The following is a 15,335-nucleotide window of genomic DNA, read 5'->3' as shown; positions in this document are numbered from 1 at the left end:
GGCGGCAACGACTGAGGTCGCGGCGCCTGCCGTGGTCGACAGCGCGGGGATGAGTCCGATGGTGGTGATGGCGAGGGCGGCGAGCCCGAGCCAGACGGCTGGGCGGGAGATGGTCCGCATGAGCGCTCCTTTACGCGTTCGTACCGGCGTCACGCCGAGGAGCGGCTGCCGGCACAGGCCGGCACGCGACCCCACGGCGGGTCAGTTCGAAAACGATATCCACGACCATGCCCGGCACCAACGAGTCGAGCCACATCGGCACGAAAGTTGCTCTTCCTCGGCGCGCCGAGCGGTGCGCGAGACGCGGCGGCCAGCGATCAGTCCGCGGTCGCGGCGACCCAACGATCGAGGACATCCGACGCGGCGCCCGAGTCGATCGCGGTCGCGGCGTGCTTCATCCCGGCGGAGAACCGCTCGGCGATCGTTCCAGACGCCGTCCCCTCGAGGCGCGCGTCGGCGACGATGCCCGCGGCGGCATTCAGGATGACGGTGTCGCGCACGGCGCCCTGGGCGCCCGCGAGCACGGAACGGGCCACCGCGGCGTTCTCCTCCGCCTCGCCGCCGCGCAGCTGGTCGATGGTGATGCTCGGCAGGCCCAGGTCGGCCACGGGGTCGAGCCGCATCTCCATGACTTCGCCGCCGCGCACCTCCCACAGCGTCGACGCCGCCGTGGCCGCGAGCTCGTCGAGGCCGTCGTCGCCGTGGAACACGAGCGCCTCGCGTCCCTGCGCCGCGACCACGCCCGCGAGCACGGGCGACACCCGCATGCTGGAGGACCCGATCGCCGTCGCCTGCGGCTGAGCCGGGTTGGTGAGGGGACCCAGGATGTTGAAGGTGGTGGGGACGCCGATCTCCTTGCGAATCGGCATGGCGAAGCGCATCGACGGGTGGAACACCTGCGCGAAGCAGAACGTGATGCCCACCTCGGTGGCGAGCTCAGCCACGCGCTCAGGCGAGACGTCGAGCCGAACGCCGAGCGCCGCGAGCACATCCGCGCTACCGGACTTCGAGGTCGCGGCCCGGTTGCCGTGCTTGACCACCGTCAGCCCGGTTCCCGCGATCACCAACGACGCCATGGTGGAGATGTTGACCGTGTGCGCTCCATCGCCGCCGGTGCCCACGATGTCGATGGTGCGCCCCGGCACCTCGAAGCGAATGGCGTGGTCGAGCATCGCCTTCGCCAGGCCCGCGACCTCCGCGGGCGTCTCCCGCTTCACCCGCAGTGCGGCGAGGAAGGCAGCGACCTGGACCGGGGAGGCGGCGTCCGTCAGCACATCGTCCATGACGGCCGCGGTCTCCTCGGCGGTCAGGTCCTCGTGGTCGACGAGCCGCGACAGCAGGTCCTGGAGAGTGGCCACGGTGCCTCCTCAGGCGTCAGGCGATCGAAGCTGTCAAGAAGCGTGCGCGGCAGGAGCGAAGAAGGAGTCCACGGTGTCGCGGACGGCGAACGGGTCGAGCGGGTGGGCGACCGCGGCATCCGCCTCGGACCACGTGGCGAGCCAGGCGTCGCCAGGCCGACCGACCAGCAGCATGATCGGCGGGCAGTGGTAGATCTCGTGCTTGATCTGCCGGCAGATCCCCATGCCGCCGGACTTGGCAGCCTCGCCGTCCAGGATCAGCAGGTCGAAGCGCGAGGAGTCGACGGCTGAGATCACCGCATCGTGCGTCGCGGTCTCGAGCCACTCGATCTCGCGCCCATGGGTGGTCGAGCCCACCGCGAAGCGGACCTTCTCCCGGACGTTGCGGTCGTCGCTGTACAGAAGGATCCGCGCCTTGGTCGTCGTCGGTGCGGACTCGCCGCGCTTGGCCACGTCACTCATGACGACCATTCTGGCACGAAGTGGCACGCGTCCCGTCGGCCTGCCGAAGGAACCTGCGAGAGCGGCCGCGCGTTCTGGCCTCCAGGTCCAAAGTCATAGGCAATAATGGGTCGCATGTCCCAAGCGACGACGAGTGTGCCGTCACCTATCCATGCGACGCGCCCCAACCAGGTAGCAGTCGGAACCATCGTGTGGCTCAGTTCCGAGCTGATGTTCTTCGCAGGTCTGTTCGCGATGTACTTCACGCTCCGTGCCCAGGTCCCGGAGGAATGGGCGGAGCAGACCGAGCTGCTGAACGTCCCCTTCGCCTTGGCGAACACCACGATCCTGGTGCTGTCCTCCTTCACCGCGCAGGCAGGAGTGTTCGCGGCCGAGCGCTACCAGCGGCGCCGCGAGGGATCGTTCTGGAACATCCGCGGATGGGGCATGCACGAGTGGTTCGTGCTCACCTTCATCATGGGTTCGGTGTTCGTCGCCGGCCAGGTCTACGAGTACGCGCTGCTGGTGTCCGAGGGGCTCACCATCTCGTCCAGCCCGTATGGCTCAGTCTTCTACCTCACCACCGGCTTCCACGGCCTCCACGTGGTGGGCGGACTCATCGCGATGCTGTTCGTCCTGGGGCGTTCGTTCGCCGCCAAGAAGTTCGGCACCCATGAGGCCACCACCACCATCGTCGTGTCCTACTACTGGCACTTCGTCGACGTGGTCTGGATCGCCCTGTTCGCCGTGATCTACCTGGTTCAGTAGGGAATTCTTCGATGCACGCAATCGCCCGCAGGCGCCACCACCGAGCAGCACCACTGCTGCTGGTCCTGGCGCTGCTCGCTCTCATCACCGGGATCGCGGCCGTCGCCGCGCCCAGCACCGCCCAGGCATCCACCGAGGCCTCCGCGGACGACGTGGTCGCCGGCGAGCGCCTGTTCGCCGCGAACTGCGCGTCGTGCCACGGCCTCGACGCTCAGGGGCAGGACGGCGTCGCGCCGTCGCTGGTGGGCATCGGTGCTGCAGCCGTCGACTTCCAGGTGGGCACGGGCCGCATGCCGATGCAGGCGTCCGGTCCGCAGGCGCCTGTGAAGCCGGTGCAGTTCTCGCAGGACCAGATCGAGCAGCTCGCGGCGTGGGTGGCATCCCTGGGCGCCGGACCCGCCATCCCCACGGCGGACGAGGTCGATCCCGCCCTGGGCGACCCGGCGAACGGCATGCTCGTCTTCCGCACCAACTGCGCGATGTGCCACGGCTCCATCGGTGGAGGCGGTGCCCTGACCCAGGGCAAGTTCGCCCCGTCGCTCCTGGAGACCACTCCCACGCACATCTACGAGGCGATGCTCACTGGGCCCCAGTCGATGCCTGTCTTCAACGATGCGAACATCACGCCGGAGATGAAGCGTGACGTCATCGCCTACCTCGACTTCCAGAGCAACGGCTCGCCCGGAGGCCTGAGCCTGGGCGCCATCGGTCCCGTGTCCGAAGGACTGTGGGCATGGCTCGTCCTGCTCGGATTGATCATCGCCAGCACCATCTGGGTAGGAGCCCGTTCCTCATGAGCGCCCCCGACAACAACCACGAGCACGACAGCACCACGGATCCGGCCAACGGCCACGAGAACCCGGGCCTGCCGTATCACCGTCCCCGCCGGGCGGATCAGGACCCCAAGGCTGACAAGAAGGCCGAGCGCCAGGTCGCTGCGCTGTTCGGCATCTCGATCCTGGGTACCGTCATCGCCCTCTGGGCCTACTTCAGCATGAACGATGCTGATCCCGGCGAGGTCAGCGAGATCCAGCAGGTCAACATGTGGATCGGCCTGGGCCTGTTTCTCGCCATGATCGGCATCGGGCTGGGCGCGATCCACTGGGCGAAGAGCCTCATGCGGGATCACGAGATGGTGGAGGAGCGCCACGAGCTGCGCAGCTCCGACGAGTCCCGCGAGGGGGCCATCCAGCACCTCAAGGACGGCGCCACCGACTCCGGCCTCGGAGGCGTCAAGCGCCGCGGCGTCCTCAAGGGCTCGCTCATCACCGCGCTCGCGATCGCTCCGCTCGCCGTGCTCGTGCCCCAGATCGGCAACATGGGCGCCGACTGGAACGTCTCCAAGTTCCGTCACACCATGTGGGGTCCGGGCGTCCGCCTCGCACGCGACCCCGACGGCGCGCTCATCCGAGCCGCGGACGTGACCATCGGCTCCGTGTTCCACGTGATCCCCGACGGCCTCAACGACCTCGACCACCACTACCTCCTTCAGGAGAAGGCCAAGGCCGTGGTGCTGCTGGTGCGCCTGGACCCCCAGGACCTGAACCTCCAGGAGGGCCGGGAGGACTGGTCGTTCGACGGCATCGTCGCCTACTCGAAGATCTGCACCCATGTGGGCTGCCCCGTGGCGCTCTACGAGCAGCAGACCCACCACCTGCTGTGCCCGTGCCACCAGTCGACCTTCGACGTCGCGAACGGCGCCAAGGTGGTCTTCGGACCCGCGAAGCGTCCTCTCCCCCAGCTGCCGATCGCCGTCGACGACGAGGGATACATCGTGGCGCAGGCAGACTTCGACGAGCCCATCGGACCGTCGTACTGGGACCGTCTCAAGGGCGGCGACTCCGTGCCTGCCGACACCAGTGAGGAGGGCGGCCACTGATGGGCGCCAAGCTCGACCGCGCTGCCTCGGGCACCGCCAACTACGTCGACGAGCGCACCTCGATCGGCGGGTTCGTCAAGTTCTTCGCGCGCAAGATCTTCCCCGACCACTGGTCCTTCATGCTGGGCGAGATCGCGCTGTACTCGTTCATCATCCTCCTGCTCAGCGGCGTGTTCCTGACCGCCTTCTACGTCCCCTCGATGACCGAGGTGCACTACGAGGGACCCTTCGCCACGATGCACGGCGTCGAGATGACCGAGGCGTTCGCCTCGACGCTCAAGACCTCGTTCGAGGTGCCGGGCGGACTGCTGATCCGCCAGATCCACCACTGGTCCGCGCTCCTGTTCATCGCCGCGATCCTGGTGCACATGTGCCGCGTGTTCTTCACCGGCGCCTTCCGCAAGCCTCGTGAGCTCAACTGGCTGGTGGGCTTCACCCTGTTCGTGCTGGGCCTCGCCGCCGGCTTCACCGGCTACTCGCTCCCCGACGACGTCCTCTCCGGCAACGGACTGCGCATCATCGACGGCATCATCAAGGGCGTCCCGCTGATCGGCACGTACACGTCGTACTGGCTGTTCGGCGGAGAGTACCCCGGAGTCGACATCATCCCGAGGCTGTTCACGGCGCACATCCTTCTGGTGCCGGGACTCATCCTCGCCCTCATCGCCCTGCACCTGTTCCTGGTGTTCCTGCACAAGCACACGCAGTACCCAGGCGGCGGTCGCAGCCACCGCAACGTCGTGGGCCTGCCGCTGTTCCCGGTGTACACCGCGAAGGCCGGCGGATTCTTCTTCGTGGTGTTCGGCATCGTCGCGCTGGTCGCCTCGGTGTTCACCATCAACCCCGTGTGGAACTACGGCCCGTACGACCCGTCGCCGGTGTCCGCAGGAACCCAGCCGGACTGGTACATCCTGTTCGTCGATGGCCTGCTGCGCATGTGGCCGGGCTGGCTCTTCGGACTTCCCACCGAGTGGGAGCTGTGGGGCTACACCCTGTCGCTGAACATCATCCTGCCCGCGGTCATCGTCCCCGCGCTGTTCTTCGGGATCATCGCGCTGTATCCATGGATCGAGGCGTGGGCCACCGGCGACCGCGGCGAGAAGCACGTGCTGGACCGCCCCCGCAACGTGCCTGTGCGCACCGGGATCGGCGTGGCCTTCATCGTGTTCTACGTCCTGCTGGTCATCGAGGGCTCGAACGACATCGTGGCGAACCTGTTCCATCTCTCGCTCAACGACATCACGATCTTCATGCAGTGGGCGATCTTCCTCCTCCCGCCGCTGGCCTTCTGGATCACCAAGCGCATCTGCCTGGGTCTGCAGCGCAAGGATCGCGAGCTTGTGCTCCACGGTCACGAGACCGGCACCATCGTGCGCTACGAGCACGGCGAGTACGTCGAGGTGCACGAGCCCCTGGATGCGCAGGAGACCTGGCTGCGCGTCTCCTACGAGAACTACACGCCTCTCGAGATCGAGCCCGAGCGCAACGACCACGGCGTGGCCCGCAACGGCTACAGGTGGGACCGCTTCAAGCAGCGCCTGTCGCGGTTCTACTTCGAGGAGCGCATCGAGCCGGTCACGCCGGCGGAGCTCGAGGCCGCCCGCCACCACCACGGCGGTGCGAGCGCCCACGGGAAGTCCGATGCCGCCGAGGCGGAGTCCGCCGACAAGCGTCTCGACGCCGAATGGAACGAGCTCGACGGGGACGCCAAGAAGTAGTCCGACACCGCACCGACCACAGGGCCGGTCATCCCTCGCGGGGTGACCGGCCCTGTGGCGTCTCCCCCAGCCATGGGCCCGCCGCCCCAGGGAATCCGCGCCCGCGCATCGGCGTTGACACGCACGGGCACAGTCGCCCGGCCCAGGCCCACGGCGATAGGCTCGATACGACACCCCGGAAACCCGCGCGGCGCCCCGCGTCGCGCTCAACGCAGGAGGAAGAATGGCTGATTACACACTGCCGGACCTCTCGTACGACTACGGCGCTCTCGACCCGCACATCGCCGGCGAGATCATGGAGCTGCACCACTCTAAGCACCACGCTGCGTATGTCGCAGGCGCGAACACGGCGCTGGAGAAGATGGCAGCGGCGCGCGACTCGGGCGACTTCGGCGCCATCGCCGGTCTCGAGAAGGCTCTCGCGTTCAACCTGGGCGGTCACACCAACCACTCGGTGTTCTGGACCAACATGTCGCCCGACGGCGGCGACAAGCCCACCGGAGAGCTGGCCGCCGCCATCGACGAGCACTTCGGCTCCTTCGATGGCTTCCAGGCCCACTTCACCAACAACGCGATGACCATCATGGGCTCCGGCTGGTCGATCCTCGCCTGGGACACGATCGGCAAGAAGCTCATCATCGTCCAGCTCTACGACCAGCAGGGCAACGTTCCCGTGGGACTCGTCCCGCTGCTCATGCTCGACATGTGGGAGCACGCCTTCTACCTGCAGTACAAGAACGTCAAGGCCGACTACGTGAAGGCGTGGTGGAACGTCGTGGACTGGGCCAACGTCCAGCAGCGCTTCATCACCGCCACCGCCACGCAGGGACTGATCGTCCAGTAGCAGCGCGCAGACTCACCACGCGGGCCGGGCTCTCCCACAGGGGAGCCCGGCCCTTCGTCATTCGAAGAAGCGCCGAGGCGGCTCCCAGGGTGCGCCGCGACCGCGGTAGGTTGGCGCCATGTCCGTGAACGCGATGAGCGACTCGAGCTCCAGCAGGCCCATGCTCGCCGCAGAGCAGCGTCCCTCCCTGTGGTTGCTCCTCGTCACACTGATGCTGCTGCAGTTCGGATATCCCCTCACCGAGGCTGGGCCATGGTGGACGCTCGCGTACCTGTTGCTCTACAGCGGGGTGATCGGGTTCGGCGTCCACACGGTCCGGCCGAACCCACGACGCTACTGGCCCATCGCGGCCGCATCGATCACCCTGGTGGCGGGTGGCACCTGGTTCGCGCTCCAGCAGGACAGCAGCGCCGCCACGTCGGCGATGCTCTCCAGCGTGGGGCTGCTGCAGCTCACCCTCCTCGTGGTGCTGCTGACCCGTCTGATCCACCCGCCGCCGGACGCCCACACCGTGGACCTGCTGCTGATCGCGGTGTGCGCCTACCTGCTGCTGGGCGGCGTCTTCGGCGTCGGCGCAAGCCTCATCGAGGTCGTGCAGCCCGGCAGCTTCGTCGACAACGCCCCGGGCGCGGGGGCCGTCGCCTGGCAGAGCCTGTTCTACGGCAGCTACGTCACGCTGGCGACGTTGGGCTACGGCGACGTCACCCCGGTGGAGCCCTGGGCGCGGTCGCTGTGGTCGTTCGAGGCCGTGGCGGGAACGCTGTTCCTCGCCGTCGTGATCGCCCGGCTGGTGGGAGTCGCGGGCTTCGCGGCTCGCGACCAGCCCCGGCACGAGGGCGAGTGAGCGGCTCTCAGAGCGCCAGCACCATCGTGTCGGAGCTGCCTTCGCGGCCCATCACGACGAAGCCTGCAGACTCGTAGATGCGGCGCGCGGCCTCGTTTCCGTCCTCCACGCTCAGGCTCAGCGCGGGGTGGCCTGACTCACGGGCATGCGCGATCGCTGCGCGCAGCAGACGCGGGCCCAGACCCCTCCCACGCGACTCGAGCGACACGGCAAGACCGAGCTCGGGGACGTCCTCCGCCACGAACCCGTAGCCGGGCGCATCGGCCGTGAACAGTCGCCACCACACGGCTCCCTGGGCTGCGCCGCCGTCGTGGCGGGCAAGCACGCCGCCATCACCTGCGCGATGGCCCCATTGGGCGGCATAGCGCGAGACATGGGCGTCTGCGATGGCACGCTCCCAGGTCCACTCCCCGGTGCCGCGCCAGTCCATGCTCGCCACGAGGAGTGGTCGGAGAGCGGGCCAGTCAGCGTCGGCGATCGGACGCATGATCGGCGCATCGCCAATGCGCGCGTCAGCCGCGCGGCAGCCGTCAGTGGGCGTGCTGTCCCACCGAGAACTCGAACACCCATCCGACGAGCCCCACGACTCCCACGAGCACCGCGGGAACCATGATCCACCAGCCCACAGCCATCGCCACGAAGGCGAGGGCGGCGCCGATGCCGATCACGAGCGGCCACCAGCTCCACGGCGCGTACACGCCCTGGGAGCCGGCGAGCTGAGAGATCTCGCCCAGCTCATCGTCCTCAGGTCGCGTGCCGTGACGCTTCTCGAGCATCTTGAAGTAGATGCCCACCATGACGAACATTCCGCCGGTGAGCAGGATGGCGGTGAGGCCCACCCACTCCGAGAAGCCGGTGAAGATGCCGTATGCGGTGCCGGCGAGGAAGAAGAAGATCGACGGGATCCAGAAGACGTTGGATTCGAGGCGCATCGCTCAGCTCTCCTTGTTCGCCGCGCTCGCGCCCGGGGCTCCCGCCACCGGGGCGTGGTCGGAGCTCGACCCGTAGTGCGCGTGGTGGTCCCGCGCGGCCGCTTCCGGGTGGTGCAGGTCGAACGCGGGGCGCTCGGACCGGATGCGCGGGATGGACGTGAAGTTGTGGCGCGGCGGCGGGCAGCTCGTCGCCCACTCGAGCGAGTTGCCGTAGCCCCACGGGTCGTCGACCGTCACCTTGGGAGCGCGCTTGGACGTGATGTACACGTTCCACAGGAACGGCAGCGTGGACAGCGCCAGGATCACGGCTCCGACGGTGGAGACCTGGTTCATCCAGGTGAAGCCGTCCTCGGGCAGGTAGTCAACGTAGCGACGCGGCATGCCCTCCGCTCCCAGCCAGTGCTGGATGAGGAACGTGGTGTGGAAGCCGATGAACAGCAGCCAGAAGTGCAGCTTGCCCCAGCCCTCGTGCAGCATCTTGCCGGTGAACTTGGGCCACCAGAAGTAGAAGCCCGCGAACATGGCGAACACCACGGTGCCGAACACCACGTAGTGGAAGTGCGCCACCACGAAGTAGGAGTCGGAGACCGCGAAGTCGAGCGGCGGGGCGGACAGGATCACGCCGGTGAGGCCACCGAAGAGGAACGTGATGAGGAAGCCGACGGACCACAGCATGGGGGTCTCGAAGGTGAGCTTGCCCCGCCACATGGTGCCGATCCAGTTGAAGAACTTCACGCCCGTTGGCACGGCGATCAGCATCGTCATGAACGCGAAGAACGGCAGCAGCACGGCGCCGGTCACGTACATGTGGTGCGCCCACACGGTCACGGACAGCGCGGCGATGGCGATGGTGGCGTAGACCAGGCCGTGGTAGCCGAACAGCGGCTTGCGCGAGAACACCGGGAAGATCTCGGAGACGATGCCGAAGAACGGCAGCGCGATGATGTAGACCTCAGGGTGTCCGAAGAACCAGAACAGGTGCTGCCACAGCACCGCTCCCCCGTTGTCCGGGTTGAACACCTGGGAGTCCAGCACGCGATCCGAGCCGAGCGCGAACAGCGCGGAGGCCAGCGGCGGGAAGGCCAGCAGCACGAGCATCGACGTCACCAGGATGTTCCAGGTGAAGATCGGCATGCGGAACATGGTCATGCCCGGCGCGCGCATCGTCACGATGGTGGTGATGAAGTTGACCGCGCCGAGGATGGTGCCGAAGCCGCCGAGCGCCAGGCCGAACACCCAGAGGTTGCCGCCCACGCCGGGCGAGTACACGGCATTGGACAGCGGCGCGTAGGCGAACCAGCCGAACGAGGCGGCGCCCTGCGGCGTGAAGAAGCCTGCAGTGGCGATGAGGCCGCCGAACAGGTACAGCCAGTACGCGAACATGTTCAGTCGCGGGAAGGCGACGTCGGGCGCGCCGATCTGCAGCGGGGTGATGACGTTCGCGAATCCCGCGAACAGCGGCGTCGCGAACAGCAGCAGCATGATCGTGCCGTGCATCGTGAAGAGCTGGTTGTACTGCTCCGCGGACTGCACCACCTGCATGCCGGGCTCGAACAGCTCGGCGCGGATCAGCAGCGCCATCACGCCGCCGATGATGAAGAACAGGAACGAGGTGATCAGGTACATGTGCCCGATCGTCTTGTGGTCCGTCGAGGTGATCCACTTCACCACGAGCGAGCCGGACCTCGAGGGCGCGGCCGGAAGCGCGGGGGCCTCCGCGCCGGCGTGGGTCTCTTCGTAGGCGACGGTGGCCATCACTCGGTCTCCCCGTGATCGGTGGCGATCTCCACGACCTGGTCGCGGCTGAACTCGAGGCCCAGCGCGCCCTCGTTGCCGCGGTCGCGCAGCTCCTGCATGTAGGCGTCGTAGACGTCGCGCTCGACGACCTCGACGTTGAAGAGCATCGACGCGTGGTACTCACCGCACAGCTCGGCGCACTTGCCCTGGTAGGTGCCCACCTCCGTGGGGGTCACCTGCCACTCGTTGGTGCGGCCGGGCACGGTGTCCTCCTTGTAGAGGAAGGCCGGGATCCAGAACGAGTGGATGACGTCGCGCGAGTTCAGGTAGAAGTGCACGGTCTCGTCCACGGGCAGGTACAGGGTGGGCAGAGTGTCCTCCACGCCCTCCTCGCCCGTGAGCTGCGCCTGGACGCCCGGATCGTAGACGTCGTCGCTCAGGTAGTTGAAGTCCCAGCTCCACTGCTTGCCGATCACCTGGATCTCGATGTCGGCATCGCCGGAGACATCGGTGATCTCCGCGATGTCCTCCGCGGTGTACTTGAAGAGCACGCCGATGGCCATCAGCGGCACGAGCGTGTACATCAGCTCGAGCGGCAGGTGCACGCGGTTCTGCACCGGGAGCTTCTCGTCTCCCTTGCGCTTGCGGTACACGGCGACGCACCACAGGATCAGGCCCCAGGTCAGGACGCCCACTGCGAGAGCGGCGATCCATGAGCCGTTCCAGAGGGTGATGATGGTCCCCGTCTGGTCCGTGATCTCGGGCGTGGACGGCAGCGCGCCGTTCTCGATCCCCTGCGAGCAACCTGCAAGCAGGGCCGCGAGGCCGAGCGCACCAGCGCCTGTCAGCGCTCTCCGGGGCATGGCAAATGGTGGCTTCTTGGACACCCGGTCAGTCTAGCGCGCGATACCGTGAGGGCATGCCAGCCCCTCGCGTGTTCCTCGACGCCGGCGGCCGCTCTCCGGTGACGAGGAGGGTGGCCGACGCGCTCCAGGCCGGCCTTGCCGACGGGTGGGCCGATCCGGCCCGCCTGACCGCCGAATCGCGCCGTGCTCGGGCCGTGCTCGACGGCGCGCGCGAGGCGATCGCCGATGCGCTGGGCGCCTCCCCCGCTCACCTCCACCTGGTCCCCGGCGCCCATCTCGCCTTCGACCGCGCTATCGCCGGAATCGATCTCGCACGGCGCGGGCGCGACGTGATCGTGGCGAGCGCGATCGAGCGCACCGCAGTGCTCGAGGCGGCTGAGCACGTGGCCCCGGACAGGGTCGAGCGCATCGGGGTGGACGCCGAGGGACACGTCGACATGGACGCCTTCGCTACCGCGGTGTCGAATCCGTCCACGTCGCTTGCGCTGGTGCAGCACGCGAATCATGAGATCGGCACCGTGCAGCGGATCGAGCCGCTCCACGCGTTCGCGCATGATGCTGGGGTGCCTCTCGTGGTCGACGGCTCGGCCTCGATCGGCCACATCGAGCCGCCCGAGCATTGGGACGCCCTCCTCGCCGACCCCGCAGACTGGGGTGCACCGTTGGGGCTGGGCGTCGTCGCGATGCGGCCTCAGACGCGCTGGCTCGCGGCGTGGGCCGGCGACGACATGGCGCCGGGCGGGGTGTCGATTCCGCTGGCGCTGGCGGCGGCCGTCGCGCTGCAGGAGCGCCTCGAGACGCTCGAGGCCACGCGCACGCGCCTCCACGCTCTCAGCGACCGCATCCGTCGCGAGCTCGCCCAGCTCGAGGGCGTGACCATCGTCGGAGCCGAGGACGAGCGTCTGCCGCACCTCGTCACCGCCGCGTTCATGTACCTCGATGGCGAGCCGGTCGTGTCACGCCTGGACCGCGAGGGCTTCGCCGTGGGCTCCGGCTCCGCATGCGGATCGGACACCTTCGAGCCCAGCCAGGTGTTGGCCGCGATGGGCGCGCTCACTCACGGCAACCTCCGTGTGGGCCTGCCTCCCGCAGTGCAGGAGGCGGATGTGGAGCGCTTCCTCGCCACCATGCCGCGCGTCATCGAGGATGTCCGGCGCACCATGCAGGCCTAGCGGTTCGCCAGCGACGCCGCCCGCACATGCGAACGGGCGGCACGGCCTGTGGCCATGCCGCCCGTCGGCGTGAAGAACTGTCGACTCAGCTGAAGGAGTCGCCGCAAGCGCAGGAGCTCGAGGCGTTCGGGTTGTCGATAGTGAAGCCCTGCTTCTCGATCGTGTCGGCGAAGTCGATGGTCGCACCGTCCAGGTACGGCACCGACATCTTGTCGACGACGACCTCGACGCCCTCGAAGTCGCGAATGGCGTCACCGTCGAGCATGCGCTCGTCAAAGTACAGCTGGTAGATGAGCCCCGAGCATCCTCCGGGCTGAACCGCGAGGCGCAGGCGGAGGTCGTCTCGACCCTCCTGCTCCAGCAGGCTCTTGACCTTCCCAGCAGCCGCATCCGTGATGACGACTCCGTGAGCGACAGCCTCCGTGGCAGTGTCCGTCATAGGCCGCCTCCTTTCCTCGTTCGTGCCTTCTAGGGTACGCCCGCGCGGGCCATGCGCGACACCCCCAGCTGCGCGCGTCGCCTCAGGGACGTCGCGACCAGGTCTGGGCGACGCGCCTCACACCCTGCCGCAGCCCGTCGAGGCCCGTCGTGGCCTCGTGCGCTGAGGCCACCCCGGCGTTCATGAGGTCCCGACGGCCGATGCGCGTGCTGGGGGCAAGGATGACCGCGGGAACGCCGGTGCGAGCCGCGAGTGCGCTGGCCGCCGGCACGGCGCCCTCGTCGAGCGTGCGCGGCAAGAGCCGAGGCACCACCGCGACCACCAGGTCCGCGTGCTCCGCCGCCGCCTCGGCGCCGCTCAGGCTCGCCAGGATCTGCGCAGCGGGCAGGAGCCGCCCACCCAGGGCCGCGAGGCAGTAGGCGAGCCCGCCCGCGGCGCCGGTGCCGGGCTGGTCGGAGAGCCGGGATGAGCCGAGCAGCGAGCGCTGCGCCGCGAGCGGGTCCGCCTCGCGGGCGATGAGCGCCCATCGCTCCTCCTGCGCCTGCGCCGCGCGGCCGATCGCCTCATCGCTCTCCCGGCCGTCCCTCAGGGCCGCGCTCATGCCATGGAATCCCAGCAGGGGCCGCTGGGAACCCACCGCCACCACCAGGTCCAGCACCGAGGTGGCAGCGCGCATCTGTGCAAGGCCGCCCAACCAGACATCGGTCGCGTCCCCGGCGGGTGACTCGTCCCCGACGGGGACCACGACGGTGCGGGACGGCACTGCATGGACATGCTCCGCCGCGAGTCCCAGCAACGCGGCGGCCAGAGCGTGCGGCTCCCAGCGCCGGGCGCCGTCCGCAGGCGTCAGCACCAGGGATCCGCCGGCGTCCACCACCTGCGCTCCGCCGACCGCGCTGCGTGCCCCGGGCAGCGCATCGGCGCTGCGCGCCCCGCCGTCTCCCAGGGCGAACGCCTCGACCACGGCGTCGGCGACGGTGGCCTTCCAGGCCTCGCTGACCGTTCGCGCCACCTCCGGCGCGGTGACGACAGGAACGTCCGTTGCGGGCCAGGACTCGGTGAGGACCACGATGCGCATGCCTGCATTGTGCCGTGGGGAACGTGAGAAGATGGACGGCATGACCACGACGTTCACGGAACCGTCCGAGTCCCCCGCGCTGCTGCTGCTCGGCAAGCGCCGCGACCCGCTGTCCGAGCGGGGCGTCGACTGTCCCGGTGGTCTGCCGGAGGCGTCTGACCCCGACCTCGTCGAGCGCGCCCGCGCCGCGAAGGCCGCGCTGGGCGAGCGCGTCTTCATCCTGGGCCACCACTATCAGCGCGATGAGGTCATCCAGTTCGCTGACGTGACCGGTGACTCCTTCAAGCTGGCTCGGGACGCAGCGGCGCGTCCTGAGGCGGAGTTCATCGTGTTCTGCGGCGTGCACTTCATGGCGGAGAGCGCGGACATCCTCACCTCCGACGACCAAACGGTGGTGCTGCCTGACATGGCCGCTGGCTGCTCGATGGCGGACATGGCGAACATCAACCAGGTGGAGGACGCCTGGGAGCAGCTCGCCGAGGCCGGAATCGCGGACCGCACCGTGCCCGTGACCTACATGAACTCGACTGCCGCCATCAAGGCGTTCTGCGGACGCAACCAGGGCGTCGTGTGCACGTCCTCGAACGCCGAGGTGGCGATGCGATGGGCCTACGACCAGGTGGGTGGCGTCGACGGCGACGGCAAGGTGCTGTTCCTTCCGGACCAGCACCTGGGTCGCAACACCGCCGTGCTGCAGCTGGGACTCGCACTCGAGGACTGCGTGGTCTACGACCCTCGCAAGCCCTACGGCGGCAACACCCCGGAGGAGCTCGAGCGTGCACGAGTGATCCTGTGGAAGGGCCACTGCTCGGTCCACGGGCGCTTTCGCAAGGAGAACGTCGACGCGGCTCGGGAGAAGGTGCCCGGCATCAACGTGCTGGTGCACCCGGAGTGCACCCACGAGGTCGTGACCGGCGCGGACTACGTGGGCTCCACGGAGTTCATCATCAAGACCCTCGACGCGGCGGAGCCCGGCTCGAGCTGGGTGATCGGCACCGAGCTGAACCTGGTGCGCCGCCTCGCGAACGCGCACCCCGACAAGGACATCCACTTCCTCGAGGACACGGTGTGCTTCTGCTCGACCATGAACCGGATCGACCTCCCGCACCTGGTGTGGGCGCTCGAGTCGCTCGTCGCCGGTGACGTGGTGAACCGCATCGTCGTCGACGAGCAGACGCAGACGGAGGCGCGCGTCGCGCTTGACCGTATGCTTGCCCTGCCCGCCAAGGACGCATCCCAGGACTAGCCGGCCACGCATC

16 protein-coding genes are annotated in these 15,335 nt (G+C 68.4%); 8 read left to right on the top strand and 8 right to left on the bottom strand.

Annotated features, from left to right (window positions below; genetic code table 11):
- Positions 1-317 precede the first annotated feature (317 nt).
- Both trpD and Dac01nite_RS11825 read right to left on the bottom strand, forming a co-directional pair.
- On the bottom strand, positions 318-1,358 hold the full coding sequence (trpD, locus tag Dac01nite_RS11830; protein WP_203657240.1) for an anthranilate phosphoribosyltransferase: 1,041 nt from the start codon (positions 1,356-1,358) through the stop codon (positions 318-320).
- Between the two features lie 33 nt (positions 1,359-1,391).
- A complete protein-coding gene (locus tag Dac01nite_RS11825; protein ID WP_203657238.1) occupies positions 1,392-1,820 on the bottom strand; it encodes a response regulator in 429 nt (142 codons plus the stop codon).
- Between the two features lie 114 nt (positions 1,821-1,934).
- Between Dac01nite_RS11825 and ctaE the strand changes: the two genes are divergently transcribed.
- From ctaE to Dac01nite_RS11795, 6 genes are all read left to right on the top strand, one after another.
- A complete protein-coding gene (gene ctaE, locus Dac01nite_RS11820; protein WP_203657237.1) occupies positions 1,935-2,567 on the top strand; it encodes an aa3-type cytochrome oxidase subunit III in 633 nt (210 codons plus the stop codon).
- Positions 2,568-2,578: 11 nt separating this feature from the next.
- Positions 2,579-3,364 carry a cytochrome bc1 complex diheme cytochrome c subunit gene (qcrC, locus tag Dac01nite_RS11815; protein WP_203657236.1) on the top strand — a complete coding sequence of 262 codons (786 nt, stop codon included), beginning with the start codon at positions 2,579-2,581 and terminating at the stop codon, positions 3,362-3,364.
- Entirely contained in the window at positions 3,361-4,446 is a 1,086-nt protein-coding gene (gene qcrA, locus Dac01nite_RS11810; RefSeq protein ID WP_203657235.1) for a cytochrome bc1 complex Rieske iron-sulfur subunit, read from the top strand. Before qcrC ends, qcrA begins: the two co-directional genes overlap by 4 nt.
- Positions 4,446-6,164 carry a cytochrome bc1 complex cytochrome b subunit gene (gene qcrB / locus Dac01nite_RS11805; protein WP_203657232.1) on the top strand — a complete coding sequence of 573 codons (1,719 nt, stop codon included), beginning with the start codon at positions 4,446-4,448 and terminating at the stop codon, positions 6,162-6,164. Before qcrA ends, qcrB begins: the two co-directional genes overlap by 1 nt.
- 223 nt (positions 6,165-6,387) lie before the next feature.
- Entirely contained in the window at positions 6,388-7,008 is a 621-nt protein-coding gene (locus Dac01nite_RS11800; RefSeq protein ID WP_203657230.1) for a superoxide dismutase, read from the top strand.
- 118 nt (positions 7,009-7,126) lie between these two features.
- Positions 7,127-7,852, top strand: coding sequence for a potassium channel family protein (locus Dac01nite_RS11795; RefSeq protein WP_203657228.1), 726 nt, complete (start codon positions 7,127-7,129; stop codon positions 7,850-7,852).
- Positions 7,853-7,859: 7 nt separating this feature from the next.
- Here the strand turns inward: Dac01nite_RS11795 and Dac01nite_RS11790 are convergent, their stop codons facing one another.
- The 4 genes from Dac01nite_RS11790 to ctaC are packed head-to-tail and all read right to left on the bottom strand — an operon-like array spanning position 7,860 to position 11,384.
- Positions 7,860-8,339 carry a GNAT family N-acetyltransferase gene (locus Dac01nite_RS11790; protein WP_203657226.1) on the bottom strand — a complete coding sequence of 160 codons (480 nt, stop codon included), beginning with the start codon at positions 8,337-8,339 and terminating at the stop codon, positions 7,860-7,862.
- Between the two features lie 43 nt (positions 8,340-8,382).
- Complete coding sequence (locus tag Dac01nite_RS11785) at positions 8,383-8,784, bottom strand: cytochrome c oxidase subunit 4 (RefSeq protein ID WP_203657225.1); 402 nt, start codon at positions 8,782-8,784, stop codon at positions 8,383-8,385.
- Positions 8,785-8,787: 3 nt separating this feature from the next.
- A complete protein-coding gene (gene ctaD, locus Dac01nite_RS11780) occupies positions 8,788-10,539 on the bottom strand; it encodes an aa3-type cytochrome oxidase subunit I (RefSeq protein ID WP_203657223.1) in 1,752 nt (583 codons plus the stop codon).
- Positions 10,539-11,384, bottom strand: a complete 846-nt coding sequence (ctaC, locus tag Dac01nite_RS11775; protein WP_203657222.1) for an aa3-type cytochrome oxidase subunit II — start codon at positions 11,382-11,384, stop codon at positions 10,539-10,541. The genes ctaD and ctaC overlap by 1 nt, the downstream gene beginning before the upstream one ends.
- A gap of 56 nt (positions 11,385-11,440) precedes the next feature.
- On the opposite strand from ctaC, the gene Dac01nite_RS11770 reads away from it, so the two are divergent.
- Positions 11,441-12,559, top strand: coding sequence for a cysteine desulfurase family protein (locus Dac01nite_RS11770; RefSeq protein WP_203657220.1), 1,119 nt, complete (start codon positions 11,441-11,443; stop codon positions 12,557-12,559).
- 85 nt (positions 12,560-12,644) lie between these two features.
- Here the strand turns inward: Dac01nite_RS11770 and erpA are convergent, their stop codons facing one another.
- Together erpA and Dac01nite_RS11760 are read right to left on the bottom strand one after the other, a co-directional pair.
- Entirely contained in the window at positions 12,645-12,998 is a 354-nt protein-coding gene (erpA, locus tag Dac01nite_RS11765) for an iron-sulfur cluster insertion protein ErpA (RefSeq protein WP_203657218.1), read from the bottom strand.
- Between the two features lie 82 nt (positions 12,999-13,080).
- Positions 13,081-14,076, bottom strand: a complete 996-nt coding sequence (locus Dac01nite_RS11760; protein ID WP_203657216.1) for a glycerate kinase — start codon at positions 14,074-14,076, stop codon at positions 13,081-13,083.
- A 40-nt stretch (positions 14,077-14,116) separates the two neighbouring features.
- Here Dac01nite_RS11760 and nadA point away from each other — a divergent pair, with 40 nt between their 5' ends.
- Positions 14,117-15,322, top strand: a complete 1,206-nt coding sequence (nadA, locus tag Dac01nite_RS11755; RefSeq protein WP_203657215.1) for a quinolinate synthase NadA — start codon at positions 14,117-14,119, stop codon at positions 15,320-15,322.
- Positions 15,323-15,335 lie beyond the last annotated feature (13 nt).

Origin of the sequence: Demequina activiva (assembly GCF_016862815.1) — a bacterium.
Lineage (GTDB): Bacteria > Actinomycetota > Actinomycetes > Actinomycetales > Demequinaceae > Demequina > Demequina activiva.
This window is presented reverse-complemented; position numbering and strand designations above follow the sequence as displayed.

Excerpts from the sequence above, each read along its gene's own strand:
- ctaC (WP_203657222.1), bottom strand. The coding sequence starts at position 11,384 with ATGCCCCGGAGAGCGCTGACAGGCGCTGGTGCGCTCGGCCTCGCGGCC.
- ctaE (WP_203657237.1), top strand. The coding sequence starts at position 1,935 with ATGTCCCAAGCGACGACGAGTGTGCCGTCACCTATCCATGCGACGCGC.
- erpA (WP_203657218.1), bottom strand. The coding sequence starts at position 12,998 with ATGACGGACACTGCCACGGAGGCTGTCGCTCACGGAGTCGTCATCACG.
- ctaD (WP_203657223.1), bottom strand. The coding sequence starts at position 10,539 with ATGGCCACCGTCGCCTACGAAGAGACCCACGCCGGCGCGGAGGCCCCC.
- Dac01nite_RS11785 (WP_203657225.1), bottom strand. The coding sequence starts at position 8,784 with ATGCGCCTCGAATCCAACGTCTTCTGGATCCCGTCGATCTTCTTCTTC.
- nadA (WP_203657215.1), top strand. The coding sequence starts at position 14,117 with ATGACCACGACGTTCACGGAACCGTCCGAGTCCCCCGCGCTGCTGCTG.
- Dac01nite_RS11825 (WP_203657238.1), bottom strand. The coding sequence starts at position 1,820 with ATGAGTGACGTGGCCAAGCGCGGCGAGTCCGCACCGACGACGACCAAG.
- qcrC (WP_203657236.1), top strand. The coding sequence starts at position 2,579 with ATGCACGCAATCGCCCGCAGGCGCCACCACCGAGCAGCACCACTGCTG.
- Dac01nite_RS11770 (WP_203657220.1), top strand. The coding sequence starts at position 11,441 with ATGCCAGCCCCTCGCGTGTTCCTCGACGCCGGCGGCCGCTCTCCGGTG.
- qcrA (WP_203657235.1), top strand. The coding sequence starts at position 3,361 with ATGAGCGCCCCCGACAACAACCACGAGCACGACAGCACCACGGATCCG.
- Dac01nite_RS11800 (WP_203657230.1), top strand. The coding sequence starts at position 6,388 with ATGGCTGATTACACACTGCCGGACCTCTCGTACGACTACGGCGCTCTC.
- Dac01nite_RS11760 (WP_203657216.1), bottom strand. The coding sequence starts at position 14,076 with ATGCGCATCGTGGTCCTCACCGAGTCCTGGCCCGCAACGGACGTTCCT.
- Dac01nite_RS11790 (WP_203657226.1), bottom strand. The coding sequence starts at position 8,339 with ATGCGTCCGATCGCCGACGCTGACTGGCCCGCTCTCCGACCACTCCTC.
- Dac01nite_RS11795 (WP_203657228.1), top strand. The coding sequence starts at position 7,127 with ATGTCCGTGAACGCGATGAGCGACTCGAGCTCCAGCAGGCCCATGCTC.
- qcrB (WP_203657232.1), top strand. The coding sequence starts at position 4,446 with ATGGGCGCCAAGCTCGACCGCGCTGCCTCGGGCACCGCCAACTACGTC.